Genomic DNA, 18957 nt, shown 5'->3' on the forward strand with positions numbered 1-18957 from the left:
TTTGGTTACTTTCATTTACTCACATCTCCTAAAGTTCAGTCCTTCCCACTATGTTTGCAACCACAATGGTACTATGACCTCTGCTGACTTCTTGCCATTCGTTGTTACTACAAGTTTCATACTCTGTTTCCACTTGCTGACAAGACCTCCCTTGGTACCACACGTTTCTTTCTCTCCACATATCTGCCACATTTACCATAGTTAATTCCGAGTAGTTATTGGACTTTGGTTTGTTAAGCAACCTTATCCTTAACTATAGCCTGATGTGATTTCTGTTCGTCAGACCAGAGATTCGCCGCCACCTTCCTTCAGATTCCCCTCGCGTTAATCATAGTCGTTGCTATGAATAGGACACCCTTGGTCTTGGCTGTATCCTTCCCACTACTAGGGCGGATTAGGGACTTTCACCCATTAGAAACGTGCGCCGCAAGGCGCACTTAGGAAAATGGAATACTCCAAATAAGAGTATTCCAATCATTGTCGTTAAAATCGCTATTATAATAGAAATAAAAACTGCTTTATAAATCGGGAAAATACAAGACATAAGATTAATTGCCGCACCAATTCCAATACCTATACATCCAATGGTTATACCATTTTTAAGAAGCCCAAAACAATATATCTTCGTCTTGTTTTCTTTATAAATGTTACAATTTCTTTTTCCATCGCCAACGCTCCTTATTTTCTCCTTGGTTTTCGGATTGGATTCAATCGTTTTGCTGCTATCCACAACAAAAAAACAGCTAAAATCAACTGAATCATAATACTGATACCAAACCAATGATTTAAAACATGCTTCTCCACATCACCAAACACGGCTAAAAATCGTTCCAGATAAGTAGCATCTCCAAATTGTCCCGATACTAACGATACCATCGTAACTGCCGGATTGACTAAAAAGATATAGGGAAGACCTGTTAATGTAGGTGGCATATAATCACCCGTTGCACCAGAAGCATAATACTGTGTATCATATGCGCTGACTGAAACCATCCGAATCACATAAGCAATTATAATTGTTCCAAATAGCAGGATAATTAATGTACTGTAAGTAAATATGGTAGCCGGAACTGTTTTCTTAAAAACAGTAGAAAAAAAGATTCCGATGCTCCCTATAAATATTGCCGTAATACCAGTTACAAAGAAAAGCACAAGTATATCCTTAATTTCAACTCCTCCAACCGTAAAAATAATTGAAAGTACAGGAATACTTGAAATTACTAAAAGTAACGTTTCACTAATCGAAGAGGCTAGTTTACCAACTATAATCTGATAAGGTTTCATTGTTGTTGTCAACAAGATTTCTAACGTCTGCCGTTCTCTTTCTCCAGATATTGCACTGGAAGTAAATGCAGGAATAACAAACAAGACCAGGCCAAATTGGACACAAGCAATCAACAAATAGATTGATAACACATTTGAATATTGAATTACACCACTATAATCACCTAAAAATGTAAAGTGAAATGCTAACAAACTGATTAATGCTAAAACTGCATTATAAGCAAAAATAATCAGTGACATTCGAATGGTTCGGACACTTATTTTCAACTCCTTTTTATATACCGGATTAATTCTCATTCTCTGCACCTCCAGACATGTCTTCTCTCTCTGTAATCTGCATAAACAGAGATTCTAAATTTCCTTCTTCTCTTGAAAACGAATGAATACTCACTTTGGAAGCTATTAAAGACTGTAACAGCATTGCTTCTTCTCTCTGTCCACCACGAAAGCCAATGGATATGCTTCCTTCTTTTATTGAAATATTTTCAACCAACGGATTTTCTTTCAAAAGCCGAATTACTAAGTCCTGTTCATCTAACACTTTTATTACTAATGGATTCGATGAATTCATCGTATTCATTATCTCCTGCACAGTTCCTTTTACAACCATTTTTCCATGTTCAATAATTCCAATGGAGGAACACATTTCCGCAAGTTCCGGCAAAATATGAGAACTAATCAAAATTGTCTTTCCCATGCTGCTTAAATTTTTTAATATTTCCTTCATTTCCACTCTTGCCCTAGGGTCTAAACCCGATGCAGGCTCATCTAAAATAAGCAGCTCCGGATTATGAACAAGACTTCTTGCAAGGCACAAACGCTGTTTCATTCCACGCGACAATCCATCCACATAGTTTTCTGCTTTATCCGATAAATTAACTAATTCCATTAAATCATAACATAATTTTTTTGCTTCTTTCCCTTCGATTCCATAAATTGAAGCATAAAATTCCATATACTCAATTACCTTTAAGTTGTCATATACACCAAAGAAATCCGGCATATAGCCAATCTTCTTTTTTAAAGCCTGACGGTCACGAATTGCATCAATATCATCTACAAATACTTCGCCGGAATCTGCACTTAACAGCCCTGATACAATTTTCATTGTTGTTGTCTTCCCTGCACCATTTGGTCCAACAAATCCAAATAACTCTCCTTTTGAAATTTCCAGATTTAATCCATCTAAGGCCTTAAATTTCCCATAGCGCTTATACAAATTATGAATTTCTAACATTAGTTGGCCTCCTTTATTGCAGATAATACCGGCATTATTATATTTATATCCTGATGATTTTTCAAATCAGGCACGAACTGCATTTTCATCACATTGTCTTTATCAATATAGGAAGATATATTCTTTAAACTTCCCTCTTTACCACCTATAAATACTTTTTCATATTTCTTCTTATCAAAATTAAACAATAAAACCTCTCCGTAAAATGCCTGATATTGTTGAGCATGTTTATTAATCTCCGGATTCAATTCTTTATTATAATGGAGTTCTTTGATTTTATCATCGGAATCAAACTGTACCCTAAGCATCACTGGTTCTGAAAGTGAATTTGCAAAACCATAAGAGCCTTCTAATACTTCATAATAAGAGCTAATATCAGGAATGGTTATTGTTTTATTATTTTGATAATTTATTTCTATAGGAAAGATTATAATATGAATTCCTTCTTTTTTTATTTTCAAATCATTTACAATAGAGTTTTTAGATTGTTCTGTAAAACCAAAAATCTGACTGTTATTTTCCATGGAATGTTGTAATAAATAGTATTGCATGGAATAAAACATACGTTTTACTGATTCATCCGGATTGTTATAAGGCTCTCCTCCTGCCAATTTGCTAATTATCGAATCATCATATATTGTTTCCGCATTTAAGCTATACTCTTTACAATTCTTTAGACTAACTGTTGCACCTTTATTTAAGTCACCAATCTGATATATCTTATGTCCTAATAAAGCAACCGCATTTTTTATATTATAATTACTATTGTTTGTTATTGTTCCTTCATATTTAAAATTCTTAAATGCTAAGTTAGAAGTTAACTCACCTTTTTCTTTTTTTATCCCGGACATTTTAAAATCTGCACTTTCAAAGGAAGCACAATTTTTCATTACAATGCGATTGGATTTTGCTCCATAATTAATGTCAATATTATATTCTTCTTTCAAATTATATTCCGGGTCATACCATGTTTCTAAAGTATTTGATATAATAGAGTACTTTTTTGGAATATCAACACCGTACTCTCTGTTAAACGGAGCCATAAGCCGGAAATATACTTCTTCTCTGGCAGAACCGGAAGAAATATTGGATACCGTCAAATAATTTAACATTGGTTCTTTTAATCTTGTACTTCCTCCCAATACAAAAATCAGGAAAGAAAAAATTACCGCAACTCCAGGAATACATACCCACATATAATTTCTTTTATCTGCTTTTTTTAAAACAAAGTAAAGAGGTGGTCCAACAAATAACAAATAAACAACCAATATAACCGCATACTTCCCTACTTTTGGAATTTCATCACTATTGACAACATTCAGACTATTACTTAAATTATAAAACCCATCCTGATTATTTCCATTATATTCCATATTGATTTGTTTCTTCTTATTTTCACTAATGTTATCTTTAATTAGTGATGTAACCTCACCCCCTACAGTACTAAAAAATTTATCCTCAAGTCCAAGATCAAACTGGAATATACATACATTTCCAAGTCCAATACTCTTTTTCTGCATCAAATCATGTTTGTCTTGCTTTATTACCGTTTTAGCGTCATCCAGAATAATGTCACTTATGTCTTTCGTAATTTTCTTTTCATTTCCAATAGAAATCTGCTTTTTTTCAACTGTTTTCATTGTACCCGTAAGAAATTCATCTTTAAATAATTGCATTGTTTTATTACCGGTACTTCCAGTTCCCAGCACTAAAGTTCCACCACTTTGAACAAATTCCTTTAAAGCGGAATACTGGTCTTCATTAAACTGTTTTGTATTAAAATTATTAATTACAATAATATCTAGCATATCAAGCAATTTTTCATCTTCCGGAAAAGAATCTACGCTTAACAAAACAGGTTTCAATTTTTCATCTGCCAGGTAACTCAATGCCAAAGAATCATCTGAAAGAATTCCTGCATACAAAGTTTCCTGGTTACTTTCTATTGTAATCCTTACTGCCTTCCTTAAAACTGTAGCTTTCTTTTCATTTACAATGGAAAATTTTATTTTTTCGTTAGCAAATGTGACAGGAATTGCAAATTCAATCTTTTTTGTTTCTCCTTTAGCAATTGCAATATCTTTACTATAGCGTATACTTTTATTCTCATTATTCGGAATCAATACACAAAGCTTACCTTCAAAGTCATCTCCATTATTTGTTATCTGAGTCCATACTCCCATATTTCTTCCATATTTTACACGTTTTCCATAACCATACGTAATTTTCATTACCAGCTGATCTGATTCTACTGTTTCTTCTTTGCTTGTTTGAATATTAGCCGCTACTGCTGTTTTATATTCTACAAAACCTGTCAACAGAAAAAATACACAACTTATTCCAAGTAATATTTTCCATAATTTCTGTTTTTTTAACATAATCATATTTTATTATCACAATAAATCTGCGATATTTTCCCTTCCTTTCATAATATGATATTGGGGTCAAAAGATATTTCTTATTGTTCATCTGCAAGTTTTAAAATCACTTCAAATGTAGTACCTTCTAACGAACTTGATGCCTTAATCGTTCCATCATGCATCATTATAATTTTTTTTGCAATTGCTAATCCAAGACCTGTTCCTCCTGTTTCAGTAGAACGAGAATTCTCAACGCGATAAAATCGGTCAAAAATATAGTCTAAATCAGCTTCTGGAATTACTTCTCCATAATTTACAATTGATACTGATACATAAGAATAATTTTTATTCACAAAAATCCGCAGATTTTTTCCGTCCCTTCCATATTTTATCGCATTACCAATCAAATTCGAAAACGCCCTGGCTAACAAATCGCCATCTCCAATTACAACCGCATTTTCACAGTTATGAGAAAATTCATATTCTAGTTTTGCATCCTCCAATGCAGGATAAAATTCTTCCACCATCTGTTCCATAAATTTTACCATATCAATCGGCATGGACTTAGCCACAACCTCTTCTGAACTATACTTTGTATAGCTAAATAAGTCGCCAATTAGTTTTTCCAATCGAAGTGATTTCTCATAAGCAACGGAAATATATTTTTTCCTTGTTTCTTCATCTAAATTTTCACTTTTTATTGTCAGATTTAAGTAACCAATAATGGATGTCAAGGGAGTCCGAAGATCATGAGCTACATTAGTTATTAAATCATTTTTTGCTTTTTCATTTTTTCGTTCACTCTCAATCAGAATATTGATATCATCAGCCATCTTATTTAAACAGTCTGCAATAAACGCAAATTCATCTTTATCGTCTATTATAATTCTTGTAGATAAGTCGCCAGTCGCAATCTGATTGATTCCATTTACAATCCGCTTTAAATAAATAGAAAATTTCTTTGTTAAAAGTAAAAAATAAAATATAAATAATGCAATTCCAATTAAAGTTACAAAGAATACAAACAACCCAATCATCGGTTTTCCCATTTGAGGGTCGATTTTATTTAAATAATTGACGGAACCGTTTACAACAGCACCATTCAATTGCTGCTTCATCTCCTCTGCTCTGGTTAATCCGATTGGTTTTCCTTGTATATCACGGATAAAATAACAGACCATTCTCGCTAATATTATAATTGCGGCTTCTGATAAGATTGTATAGAGCAAACTGAGCAGACTATATAAAACGATTTTAAAACGAAAACTTTTTACAAAACTTATCTCATTATTTTTCAATTTTGTATCCAACTCCCCAGACTGTTTTAATAATTTGTGCATTTCTAGAATCTAATTCTATTTTTTCTCTTAGTCTTCTAATATGTACCATGACTGTATTATTCGCCTCGTACATTTTTTCATTCCATACTGTTTCAAAAATTTCTTCTGTACTAAATACCTTACCCGGATTACTTGCAAGAAGATATAAAATATCAAATTCAATTGGTGTTAATTTTACATCCCTGTCATATGCAATGACCTTATGCGTTTCTTTATTAATTGCAAGATGCTCCAAATAGATTTCTTTCAAAGGCTCTTTTCCTTGAGAATTAGGATTAAATGTTGTATATCTGCGAAGCTGGGATTTTACCCTGGCTGTCAATTCTAATGGATTAAATGGTTTAATCACATAATCATCGGCTCCACTTCCCAAACCTACGATTTTATCCAAATCCGTTGATTTGGCACTTAGCATAATAATAGGGATTGTACTTGTTTCGCGAATCATCTTACACATCTCAATCCCATCAATCCCCGGCATCATAATATCTAATATTGCCAATTTTATATCATTTTGTTTCAACAGTTCTAATCCCTCTTTTGCGTTATATGCTTTGAATACGCTATAACCATCCCCAACTAAATGAATTTCTACTAAGTCTGCAATTTCTTTATCATCATCTACAACTAAAATACTAATTTGTTCCATCTCTTTCCTTCTTTCTATTTTTCCCATTTCTTTACTTCTCGTTATATATAAAATTTAAAAGCTAATTTTACTATACCATATGTACTATCGTATTTCCTTAAAAAAAACTTACGTTATTCTTTATTTTAAAAAAATTTGGCTGTTGCAAAATACAGACTTCAATCTATTTTGCAACAGCCTAAACACACTGCATATAACTATTTATAAAATTCCAGAAACATATAATGTCAAATATACAATCATTAATATGCCATTTAAAATTCCTCCTATAACCGGAAAACGATAATGAATATCTCTTTTTCTCAGTGCAATCATAGCAAGTACAAATCCTACAATACTTATTAGCATTGAAAGTACTCCAACTACACCTGCCATCAAACCACTTGTCCCTTTTGCGTTTCCAGATAATACACAAAGAATTATAAATGCAAATAATGAAACAATTCCAAAACCAAATGAAATTATCCCCTGTATTGGATGTGTACGGACAGAAAATTTATATTTTCCACTACGGGCTTTCTTTACTTTTCTTGGTATCTTATCTTGTCTTCTCTTATTCTTAATCATAATTATAATCCTCTTATCTCTCTTTTTTTGATGGCTTGATAAATAGTCCGCAAATAGAGAACGCAATATATCCTAACGTCCCTCCGACCGTATTCAGAAAAATATCATCTACATCAAAAATTCCCACTTTAAAAACAAGCTGAAGTATTTCGATTGTCAAAGTCAGCTCTAAACTCAACAAAAATATATGAATAAACTTGCGATTTTTCGGGCTAATAATGGGAAGTATAAAACCAAACGGAGCAAATGCAGCTACATTTAATACTACATTTAAGAAAAAGTATTGAAAACTGCCATGTCGAAGACACCAAAAACCTCGCTTGATTTCTTGAAATAAAGTCAGATTATACCGATACACGCTTCCTACATCAGACCGGTTAAGTCCTTCACTAAAAAACAGAAAGTATGCCATAATCATCATGTATATAATAAAGAGAACCCAAGTGACCTTACGAATATACTTTTTTTGCTTTCTTGTAAACGTCAATTGATTCACTCCTACTTTTTATTCAACTCTTTTGATTATATACGAGATGTCAAATTGTGTAAAGCATTTTTTTCATTTTAAAGCTTATTATTATCTTTTAATTCACTAATTTCTTCAATAGAAAATCCGGTCATTTTAGAAATCATTTCTAAGGGGATGTTTTCTTTTAACATTGCACAAGTTACTTCAATTTTTCCTTCTTTTCTACCTTCTTCCATTTTTTCCTGATCTCTCATAAATAACGTCATAAACTCGCGCCTCCATTCTTTATTTTCTTTTACCCATTCTACTTCTTTATCCAGTTTTTTCACAAACCTATTTTCTGTTTTCTTACCTGCCACATAATCCAAAAATGCTCTTAGAGTTTCATTTACATCATCAACTGTTCCCATTGCATTTAAAAATATTTTCGTTGTGCCATCGTTTAAGGCAATATTTTCTTCCTTACATCTGTTTTCAAAAGTATATATATGTCTCCCCTTCCCAAAAGCATCAAAAGTACAAATAAATATAACATAGCTCCGATTTAGCTTTTTATAGTTTTCCCCTTTATCAATTAAATTTAAATCAATCATTCCCTGATAATATCGACTTCTTTTCGGCAATTCTCCTGTATTTACAGTCTGCATTTCAACATTAAATACGGTTTCTCTCCTATCACTAACGTAAACATCTAATCTCACGCTTTTAGAGTCTTTCGAAATATCAATCGCTTTCTGTTCTTCCAAATATTGTATTGAATCAATATTGACACCCAAAATTGTTTCAATAAGTTCTTTACAAATCTCTGCATTTCTCATAACTCTTCCAAACAAAAAATCATTTGATATACTAATTTTCTCCCAATTAATCTGTTTCATTTGTCCTCCAGTTTCTTCTCACACTGGAATATCCTCTTATCTTCATTATAGCATTTTTTATTGAAAGAACAACAAGCAAAAATAGTAAAATAAAGAAGAAGCCACCGACTAAGAATAAATCTTAGTGCGACAGCCACGTCTTAAAACAGATATGATATATTATCCTATCTAATTATTGTCTTAGTTCAATGCCCAAATCAGACAATCCATTCAGTATCTTCTTCATAACCGCATTGACATCTTTATCCTCTAATGTTTTTTCCTCTGAACGGAAACTGATAGAATATGCTACTGATTTATATCCAGCCTCTATCTGTTCTCCTTCATAAACATCAAACAGATGATAACTTTCTAATAATTTACCGCCACGTTTTCGAATTACTTCTTCAATCTGACCTACTAAAATATCTTTCTTTACTAGCATAGAAATATCTCTTGTAACTGCAGGGAATTTAGCGATTGGGTGGAATTTCTTTGCAAAAGTAGATTTTTCTATTACTTTTGGCAAATCAATGACTGCCACATACGCCTTTGTTCCTATATCGTAGTTATCACATACATCCGGATGAACTTCGCCTAAATATCCAATTACAACATTATCATAAATAATATCAGCCTGACGTCCCGGATGCAGATAAGATTTTAAAGCATTTGGGTTGTATTCTTTCACATCTGTCAGTCCACATTTATCTAAGAACATCTCCACAACGCCTTTCATGTCAAAGAAATCTCCTGCTCCATACATTCCCAATGTAAGCTGTGTTCTCTCGTCTGGTAATTCTTTTAATGGCAATTCCTTTGGAATATAAACATTTCCGATTTCATACAAGCGAACATCTTTATTTCTTCTATTATAATTTGTTGCTAATGAAGTCAACATTCCATTCAAAGGCAATGTACGCATAATACTGTAATCTTCACCAAGAGGATTGGAAATTACAATTGCTTCTCTCGCTTTATCATCTTTTTGCAATAATAATTTGTCAAATACTTTTGGACTTTCAAACGAATAAGTCATTCCTTCTGAAAAACCGCAACGCTCTGCAATATTTCTTGCCAGACCTTCAATTATTAATTTATCAGAAAGCTTACCCATCGTAGCCTCGCCTTTCGGAAGTGTCATAGGAATATTATCATATCCATAGAATCTGGCTACTTCTTCTGCGACATCAGCAAGACAACCTATATCCTGCCGCCATGTTGGTACAATAATCTCTTTCTTTTCTTCGTTTACTTCTAAATCAATCATTCTAAAATAAGAAACCATCGTAGCTTCATCAATATCTGTTCCAAGAAGACGGTTGATGCGGTCAACATCATAGCCTACTACTTTTGGCATTCTCTTTTCCGGATATACATCAACAGATCCGCCTACTACCTCTCCGGCTCCTAATTCTACAATAAGCTGGCAGGCACGATTCATAGCTTCCATCGCATTGTTTGGATCAAGACCTTTCTCAAATTTTGCCTGAGCATCTGTTCGCATTCCTAATTTTTTGCCAGAAAGACGAATATTCGTTCCATCAAAGCACGCAGCCTCAAATAACATCGTTGATACATTATCTGTAATCTTGGAATTTTCACCGCCCATAATTCCCGCGATTCCAATTGGTTTTTCATCGTCGCAGATCATAAGCATAGAAGAATCCAATTCTCTTACCTGTCCATCTAAAGTTTCAAATTTTTCTCCATCTTTTGCACGACGGACAACGATTTTATTTCCCTTGATTGTATCTAAATCATAAGCATGCATTGGCTGACCATACTCTTCCATTACATAATTCGTAATATCAACAATATTATTGATTGGACGAATTCCAGCTGCTGCAAGACGACGCTGCATCCACTCTGGTGATGGTGCAATTTTAATATTTTTTACAATTCTTCCAACATAACGAGGGCAAAGTTCCTGATCTTTTACTTCTACCGAAATATAATCCGATGCTTTTTCATCGTTTTCTGTAACTGTTACAACTGGAGGCACAAAAGGCTTACGGAATGTAGCTGCTGCCTCTCTTGCAATACCAAGAACCGAAAAACAATCCACACGGTTTGAAGTAATTTCATATTCAAATACAACATCATGTAAACCTAATAACTCTGGTACCGAACTTCCGATTTTGGCATCTTTATATGCTTCATTATCACTTAGAATATAAATTCCATCTTCCGCAGCATCTGGATACATCTCACGGCTTGCTCCTAATTCATCTATGGAACACATCATACCAAAAGATTCCACTCCACGAAGTTTTCCTTTTTTTATTTTAATACCATCAGGATGTGGTTCTCCTCCATGAGCACTCGCAGCCACACGACCACCATCTAATACAACAGGAACTTTATCCCCTTCTTTTACATTTGGAGCACCTGTTACAATCTGAACCTGTTCTCCATCTTCCGAAATCTGAACCTGACAAATAATTAATTTGTCTGCATCTGGGTGTTTTTCAATCTTTAAAATCTTTCCAACAACAATCTTTTCTAAATTTTTATCTAAACATTCAAAGCCTTCTACCTTAGTACCTGATAATGTCATTGCATCTGTATATTCCTGTGCAGTACAATCTAGTTCCGGTACATAAGCCTTAATCCATGACAATGGTGTATTCATCGTTTTCATTCCTTTCCTTTTTACCGATTACAATAATCAAATTCTAATAAAATTACAGATTTTTAAAATTGACGTAAAAATCTTTCATCATTCTCGTATAAAAGACGCATATCATCAATTTCATATTTTAATAAGGCGACACGCTCTAAACCTACACCAAATGCAAATCCAACATATTCATTTGGATCAATTCCGCTCATTTCTAATACATGTGGATGAACCATACCACATCCAAGAATTTCTATCCAACCGGAACCTTTACAGAAACGGCAGCCTTTTCCACCACATTTAAAACAGGAAACATCCATCTCAGCACTAGGCTCTGTAAATGGAAAATGATGAGGACGGAATTTTACCTTTGTATCCTCTCCAAAAAGCTGTTTCGCAAATTCTGCTAATGTTCCTTTTAAATCTGCAAATGTAATATTTTTATCAATTACTAGTCCTTCAACCTGATGGAATGATGGTGAATGGGTTGCATCCACCTCATCCGAACGAAATACTCTTCCGGGAGCAATCATACGAATTGGAAGTTTACCCTTTTCCATCTCATGTACTTGTACAGAAGATGTCTGTGTACGCAATACAATATTGCTGTTAATATAAAATGTATCCTGTTCATCCTTTGCAGGATGGTTCGCAGGAATATTTAATGCCTCAAAATTATAATAGTCGTATTCTACTTCTGGTCCCTCAACAACTTCGTAACCCATTCCTGTGAAAATAGTTTCAATCTCTTCTAATGCAATTGTATTTGGATGACGATGTCCCATTGCAGGCTTCTTCGCTGGAAGTGTAACATCAATCGTTTCTTTTTTAATCTGTTCTTCTCTTAATTTTTTTGCAAATGCAACTCTTTTTTCTTCTAATAATTCTTCTAACTGAGTTCTTGCTTCGTTCACCATCTGACCAACCTTTGGACGGTCTTCCGGAGCAACCTCCTTCATTGATTTTAAAACTGAAGTCAGTTCTCCTTTTTTCCCTAAAACTGATACACGAATCTCATTTAGACGTTCGATTTCCTGTGATTCGTTAATCTGTGCAACAGCCTGGTCTAAAATAGCTTTTAATTTTTCCTGCATCTTATTTTCTCCTTTCTTACAACAAGAGCAAAGCGGACAAGTCCACCTCAACTCCCTGTATCCCTCACTCATGAGGGACTTGCTCTACTTTGCGTGCCAGATGCGTGTTGCATGCTTTTTGCAACAACACTCCTTTCGCATCTGTGCACATCCTCGCGGAGCGTTTTTGATTTATAGGATGTAATTTCCTATAAATCAAAAAACGCCCCTTGTAATTCTTACAAGGGACGAACATATCAATGATCCGTGGTACCACCCAGTTTCTTATTTTACATTTTATAAAATAAGCACTTTTTCATAGATAACGGCTATGATTCCGTCAGAACCTACCATTCGTCTGTAAGCAATACGCTTTCAAAACAGCTTTGCCTAAAACTCACTTCAATTCCAAAGCTTGGGTGTGAAATTCTAACTATAATCTGAACTTAAAGAAGCTTCCAGCCGATGACTTCTTTTCTCTGAAAGAAAATTATAGTTTCTTGCACCTTCATTGCTCTTTCATCTTTAATTGTCTGATATAAATCTGTTTTTAATTCTAGCATAAATTTTTATTCTGTCAAGCTTTATTTTCATCCCTATAATGGTATCGTAATTTAAGACACTTTCCGAGACATTTTTTAGTGAATCTGATATACTGTAATCAACACAGAAAGAAAAATTATTATTATATCATGAACAAGAAGAAATTCCCTGATAAAGCTTCCGTTGTCTTTGACGATACACGAGAAGAAAACCTAAAAGAGAAGCTGGATTCAGAACGCAGGTAAAAAGCTGAATACACAAAAAAAGTTGGTTAACTCACCATGCAGGTGAATTGGTTGAAAAAAAATCTGAAGAAATACTTTGACCTGACTACGAGAGTAAATTTAGTCCGAAACCCTTTGAAGACTAAAGAACTCTCGGTCAAAACAAGTGCCAAATTGCTTGATATTAATCACACCGGCATATATTATAATGGAACTCCTGTTTCTCAGGAGGAACTGGGCTGTAAGGTAATTATAGACCGTTTACACACGGACAATCCAGCATGGGGTGCCCGTCAGATGTCTTCCCAACTAAACCACTATAAAATGACATTGATAGTTTATGTCCGCTTTTTTTAATTATATTAATTAAGAAAAGATATTATGAAAAAATTCATTCTCTACATATATTAAATATGTAGTATTCTTTTTATTATAATTATCAAATGTTCTATACCATATGTTTTTAATAAGAATACAAATAGTATAAAAATTAACAATAATATTATAATTATTATTTTTTTCTTTTTCATATAATTTTCACTCCTTATATTAATTTATTTTTTAACTTATTCATTATTTAACTAAATTTATAGTTCTATCTGCTGAATCTGCAACTTCTTTATCATGAGTGACACAAATTATTGTTTTTCCCTCTTTCTTTATATCTTTAAAAATCTTTATAACATCCATTTTATTTTTGTAATCCAAATTACCAGTTGGTTCATCAGCTAATACCAATTCATATTGTTTCAACATCATTCTTGCAATTGCCACTTTTTGTTTTTCTCCTCCACTTAAATAGTACACTTTTTTTTGTAAATAGTTACTATCCAGCCCTACTTTTTTCATAAGTTCATCAACATTTTTTTTATCCATTTCTTTGCTTTTATATTTAGATATACAGATATTTTCTTCAACAGTTTTATCAGGAAGCAATAAATAATCTTGGAATATATATCCAAAAAACTCTCTTCTAAGTCTTAATATATCTTTTTTATCAAAATGCTTTTTACCATCTAAAATCACTTCTCCACTATCTGGTTTTTCAAGTAAACCTATGATATTTAATAAGGTTGTTTTTCCGACACCACTTTCTCCTGTGATACACACAAATTCATTTCTATTTATAGACAAAGATATATTTGACAGAACTATTTTTTTGTCAAACTGTTTATTAATATTTGATAATTGTATCATTTCTATTTTCACGCCTTTCAATCTGTTCAAATACATACCAATATAAAATTTCTCATAAAGTTACATCTTTATGATTTTTCTTTTCAAAAAATCTAGTATCAATACGTGGGACAATAATTACAAAATCTTTTCTACATTTTTAATAACTTTATTGTTCGCCTTTAATAAATTGAATTTCACCTTTTATAATCAAACATCCATTTACAATTTTAGAAATAAAATAATCTATAATCGACATCAGAACAATAATTACAACCATATATAATGATATTTTTTTATATATAATACCAAGAAGAAATAGCACAAATATGTTTATAAATAAATTTCCTAAAATTAAATATTTATAAATCTGACAAAAACTATATCCATGCAAAGACTTTATAATAATCGTCGAAAAGAAGGTTTTGTAATAAGTATATACTATTATAATCATAAACATCACTAAAAACAAAGACATAATTATAGTATTTAATATTAGATTGTTTATGCTCTCCTCTACAAGTCTAATTTCTCTTCCTTTTTTATCATATACAGAGGCTATTGAATTTAATTCAATAACATTATATTTTTGAGTTATAGCACTAATTTCTTTCAACGCACTATATTCATCAGCAGATTCTATGAAGATATAATCTCCAAAACATGCAGCCAAAAAGGAATTATCTACATTGCCTGTATATACCGTAATGATTGAGTCTTTTATGATATTAAAACCATCCCCCGCATTGGGATTATACGTAAAAAGATTCTGATTATTATCTATATAGATTATATTAATTTTTAAATCACTTATACTTTTTTCAACTTTATTTTGTCCTCTGGCCTCTTTATACATATTAGTAACTTCAACTTTTTGAAAATAAAACCACTCTTTAAATGAATTTTGTATAGCATTTTCATAATATTTAAACTTTTTCGGTACTAATATATTCAAAACATTATCATTATTATCTATCTTATCAATAGCATTTTCCCCATCTAAAGATTTGATTGTATGCCTTTTCAAATAATTTTTATCCACCACTATATTTTTCCCATGAGGAGAATACAAATCTTCTTCTGTTTTTGCACCTATTTTATAATTATAATTGATATCTTCTTGGTTTTTTGTGTTTAAATTTTCTATTTTGGGGCGTTCAAAATTAATTGTTTCAATTATAAACGATTTATCTAATTCACTTAATTCTTTATATATTTTGAACATCTTATCATTCAGTATATCTTCTCTTGCTAAATTATCTAAATAATATGGTGAATAGGATTCATATAAATTATAGAGATTTTGGGTATCTTCCCATACTGTTAAACTATCTGACTTTTCTTTCAATTCTTCCTTCTGGAGAAAAAACTGCTCAGACAAAAAAACAATTAACAAGAGTAACAAAATTCTCGCAAAATAAGATATCATCATCATTTTTTTCAAGCCTTTTGTTCTCTTATTATTTGTAATAGAGCAAAACAACCAGAATAACGGAATTGATAATATGAATATGAATAAAATAGTAACTAGATTCAATTTTAACATTGTAAAAAAAACTTCAAGTGATAAACGAGAAAAAATATTTTTATATATTCCCCCAGCCATAAGCAAATTACTCAGAACCGTTGTTAAAAGTAATGATATATACAAAGGTTTATTTAATATATAATATATTCTAGAATCCGTATAGCCCCACAATGTATAAATGAAATATCGCTTTTTACTAACCGAATAATAAAAATATATAACTATTATAAATACAAAAACAAAAAAAGAAAATATAGGAAGAGAATTATTCCCAATATCCTTAAAAAAACGATTAAATGAAAAATTATTATTGTCAAATGTTGTTTCCAAATAATAAATATCACAATCATTTTTAAATGTTTCAGAAAGCCTTTCAATTATATCCTTATCATTTGTATCAATATATAATAAATTTTTAAATCCGACTTCTAAAATCTCATCAAAATTGTTCACTTTTATATCTCTATTAAAGATAATGTTTGGTACAAATAATATTTCTTTATACTTCTCTTTCATTGTAGAATATATGTCTATTTTATCTGCACTCAAAAAACTATATTGTGCTATTTCAACATTATTTTCTTTAGAAAAATCTTCAATTTTATTTAAAAATTCAGATTTTGATGCAACATATTTACTAGTAGAAAAGTAAAAAGATACGGTAGTTTTATCCAATAAGAAATTGTCTATTGTACTGTTACTAATATGTAAGAAAAAAAACACATTAAATAACATAGTCAAAATAACAACTATTATAACTAATTTTTTTTGCACTCCCATACCTCCCTTTACAATATAATTAAAATAGCCAGAGATTTTCTTTAATCCCTCCAATTATAAAGTACTTTTATTAAGCGAAACAAAATCTCTGGCTATTTTTAAGCTGTTATATTAAATTACATTAAACGTGCAAACCTTCATTTTGATGCTCAATAAATTTAATTCTAAATAACATAAGAATTAAATTTTAATATTTCTCAATCTTTATTTAGTTGCTGCATATGCTTTATTATTGCTAAAAGTTTGGTCTAACCAAGGAGATTTAGCTGTTGTACCTTTAGATTCCCATCTGCTCCTTTTTACTGTTCCATGATCATTCGAAACTGAACATCTGTGTGTTTTACTGCTATGATCATAATTAGCTCTAAATACCACACCGTCTTTCCATGTAGTCCAAAGTGTTCCACCTGACACAGAAACTTTATCACCTTGAATTATTGAAGATCGTGTTTTTACTCCTGTTGGTCTTTCCACTTCTATACCAATTCCTTCTTCTGAATCATAAATTAATGGACTAGCAAAAACCGTAGAACCAACCGATAATGTCATTGCCATCGCAGCTACTAAAGCCACTGATTTCTTTCTTCTTTTCAACATAAATACATCCTCCTTACAGTTTGATAAAAAGCAAAATTTGTAATAGTTCCAATTTGTTTCACCCAATTCAAAAGATAATCCCTCAAATTCTGTTCATATCTTAAACCATGAAATTATCTCTCCTTTTTCCAAAAAGCTATAATTAACAATACCGCCAGCAAGCAAACTATCTGCAACTTTCAAATCGAAAATAACTCATTGACCTTGATTTAATTATGGGTTACTCTTGAATATAAAACACATAATATCATTTCCCAATGGCAACATCTCCTTTTCAGTTTTATTTTGCACATCTAGCTTGGCATATTTACTATACCATATATTTACAACTTTGTCATCCAAATTTTTCCACGTTTTAAGAAAACATATGTTTGATTATATCTTGAACTCCTTTTGTTTTGTGGATTTCAAGCATTTTTTATTTTAAAATTTAGGCATATTTTACTAGCATTTTATGATATGTAAATATTATATTAATTGGAGTAATAGTTATATATCTAAAAAAAACACCAACCCCTCACAGTCGCATCCTACTTTCTATCGTTGACACTTATTATGATAAAGTAAAAAAATGCTCTCGTCAGAAAACGATAGAATCACTCAGATAGCTTGATAAACTGGAAAAGCAGTACGATGACCCTATTGTTCATTTCACAAAACGAGTATAACAAAATAACAAGGTCGCAAGCCAGTATAAACACCAGGCTTGCGACCATTTTTAATCTGTTTTATCTGCAAAAGTCAGGATTCTAGCATAAATTTTTATTCTGTCAAGATTTATTTTAAGTCTTCTTTATTTCTTCAATCAAATGATAAATATCGCCATTTTGAAATACAACATTAATTTCTCCACCAATAAACATGATATACATGCAGGCATATAGCCATAACATCAAAAGAACAATTGCGGTCAGCCCTCCGTAAGTATTAAAATTCGCAAAGTTATCAATATAAAATGAATAGAGATAAGAAAAACCCAGCCATCCAATTGAGGTAAGTAATGCTCCAGGAACTTCTGCCCATATACGTCGCACCTTGCGATTTGGAATCCAGATGTAAAGCATCCAGAAAAATAGAAACATAATTAAAAACCCAACTGCAGTTCTAAGGCTGATAACTAAAAATGCTAAATCTAATAATACCGGTAATCGTTCGCTAATTGCTATAAATATTTTATTACCGAATACCAGAACACAAAGGGTGATAACTAACACAACTGCAAACACTGCTGTATACCCACTGGCAATCAGACGAATCATAAAATAATTTCTGCTTTCATGAATTCCATATACCGAATTGAATCCACGAATAATCGCTAAAAATCCTTTTGAAGCTGACCAAATTGCTGCAATTACTGTAACCGAAATAATTGCTGCTGTTGGCTGTCGATAAATTTCATGAATCAGAGAAACAATATAAACATTAATTGCACCGGGAATTCCATCCTGTGCCATGGAAACCAACATTTCTTCTGTTACCGGAAGATATTGAATTAATGTCATTAGCAACATGGCAAATGGAAAAAATGATAAAACAACAAAAAAGGCAGCCTGAGCAGCATATGCAGATACTGCATCCTCATTCATTTTACTCAAAAAATAACGAATATAATTGACAATTGTTCTTATCATTCAATTACTTCCTCCTGCC

Annotated in this window: 15 protein-coding genes; all 15 read right to left on the reverse strand. The window is 31.9% G+C overall.

Annotated elements, in window-relative coordinates; genetic code table 11:
• Positions 1-394 precede the first annotated feature (394 nt).
• The 15 genes from FYJ58_RS01590 to FYJ58_RS01660 all read right to left on the reverse strand — a co-directional run bounded on the left by FYJ58_RS01590 (position 395) and on the right by FYJ58_RS01660 (position 18938).
• Complete coding sequence (locus tag FYJ58_RS01590) at positions 395-730, reverse strand: hypothetical protein (RefSeq protein ID WP_154516288.1); 336 nt, start codon at positions 728-730, stop codon at positions 395-397.
• Positions 679-1581 carry an ABC transporter permease gene (locus FYJ58_RS01595; protein ID WP_154516291.1) on the reverse strand — a complete coding sequence of 301 codons (903 nt, stop codon included), beginning with the start codon at positions 1579-1581 and terminating at the stop codon, positions 679-681. The genes FYJ58_RS01590 and FYJ58_RS01595 overlap by 52 nt, the downstream gene beginning before the upstream one ends.
• On the reverse strand, positions 1571-2521 hold the full coding sequence (locus FYJ58_RS01600; protein WP_154516294.1) for an ABC transporter ATP-binding protein: 951 nt from the start codon (positions 2519-2521) through the stop codon (positions 1571-1573). The genes FYJ58_RS01595 and FYJ58_RS01600 overlap by 11 nt, the downstream gene beginning before the upstream one ends.
• The gene (locus FYJ58_RS01605) at positions 2521-4905 is read right to left on the reverse strand and encodes a hypothetical protein (RefSeq protein ID WP_154516297.1); all 2385 of its coding nucleotides are present in this window, start codon (positions 4903-4905) and stop codon (positions 2521-2523) included. The genes FYJ58_RS01600 and FYJ58_RS01605 overlap by 1 nt, the downstream gene beginning before the upstream one ends.
• Positions 4906-4979: 74 nt before the next feature.
• On the reverse strand, positions 4980-6179 hold the full coding sequence (locus FYJ58_RS01610) for a sensor histidine kinase (protein ID WP_205839129.1): 1200 nt from the start codon (positions 6177-6179) through the stop codon (positions 4980-4982).
• The gene (locus FYJ58_RS01615; RefSeq protein ID WP_154516303.1) at positions 6169-6870 is read right to left on the reverse strand and encodes a response regulator transcription factor; all 702 of its coding nucleotides are present in this window, start codon (positions 6868-6870) and stop codon (positions 6169-6171) included. The genes FYJ58_RS01610 and FYJ58_RS01615 overlap by 11 nt, the downstream gene beginning before the upstream one ends.
• Positions 6871-7071: 201 nt before the next feature.
• On the reverse strand, positions 7072-7437 hold the full coding sequence (locus tag FYJ58_RS01620) for a DUF6142 family protein (protein ID WP_154516306.1): 366 nt from the start codon (positions 7435-7437) through the stop codon (positions 7072-7074).
• A gap of 13 nt (positions 7438-7450) precedes the next feature.
• Positions 7451-7924, reverse strand: a complete 474-nt coding sequence (locus tag FYJ58_RS01625; RefSeq protein ID WP_235912527.1) for a VanZ family protein — start codon at positions 7922-7924, stop codon at positions 7451-7453.
• A gap of 77 nt (positions 7925-8001) precedes the next feature.
• Entirely contained in the window at positions 8002-8784 is a 783-nt protein-coding gene (locus tag FYJ58_RS01630; RefSeq protein WP_154516309.1) for an Rpn family recombination-promoting nuclease/putative transposase, read from the reverse strand.
• A gap of 172 nt (positions 8785-8956) precedes the next feature.
• Positions 8957-11398, reverse strand: a complete 2442-nt coding sequence (pheT, locus tag FYJ58_RS01635) for a phenylalanine--tRNA ligase subunit beta (RefSeq protein WP_154516312.1) — start codon at positions 11396-11398, stop codon at positions 8957-8959.
• Between the two features lie 62 nt (positions 11399-11460).
• Positions 11461-12480: a phenylalanine--tRNA ligase subunit alpha gene (gene pheS / locus FYJ58_RS01640; RefSeq protein WP_154516315.1), complete on the reverse strand. Its 1020-nt coding sequence runs from the start codon at positions 12478-12480 to the stop codon at positions 11461-11463.
• Between the two features lie 1319 nt (positions 12481-13799).
• Positions 13800-14423 carry an ABC transporter ATP-binding protein gene (locus FYJ58_RS01645; protein ID WP_154516318.1) on the reverse strand — a complete coding sequence of 208 codons (624 nt, stop codon included), beginning with the start codon at positions 14421-14423 and terminating at the stop codon, positions 13800-13802.
• Positions 14424-14571: 148 nt separating this feature from the next.
• A complete protein-coding gene (locus FYJ58_RS01650; protein WP_328597771.1) occupies positions 14572-16704 on the reverse strand; it encodes a hypothetical protein in 2133 nt (710 codons plus the stop codon).
• A gap of 210 nt (positions 16705-16914) precedes the next feature.
• Positions 16915-17307 carry a hypothetical protein gene (locus FYJ58_RS01655; protein WP_154516321.1) on the reverse strand — a complete coding sequence of 131 codons (393 nt, stop codon included), beginning with the start codon at positions 17305-17307 and terminating at the stop codon, positions 16915-16917.
• A 782-nt stretch (positions 17308-18089) separates the two neighbouring features.
• The gene (locus FYJ58_RS01660; protein WP_154516324.1) at positions 18090-18938 is read right to left on the reverse strand and encodes a YihY/virulence factor BrkB family protein; all 849 of its coding nucleotides are present in this window, start codon (positions 18936-18938) and stop codon (positions 18090-18092) included.
• Between the last annotated feature and the right edge of the window lie 19 nt (positions 18939-18957).

The sequence above is a fragment of the Velocimicrobium porci genome, assembly GCF_009696045.1.
Lineage (GTDB): Bacteria > Bacillota > Clostridia > Lachnospirales > Lachnospiraceae > Velocimicrobium > Velocimicrobium porci.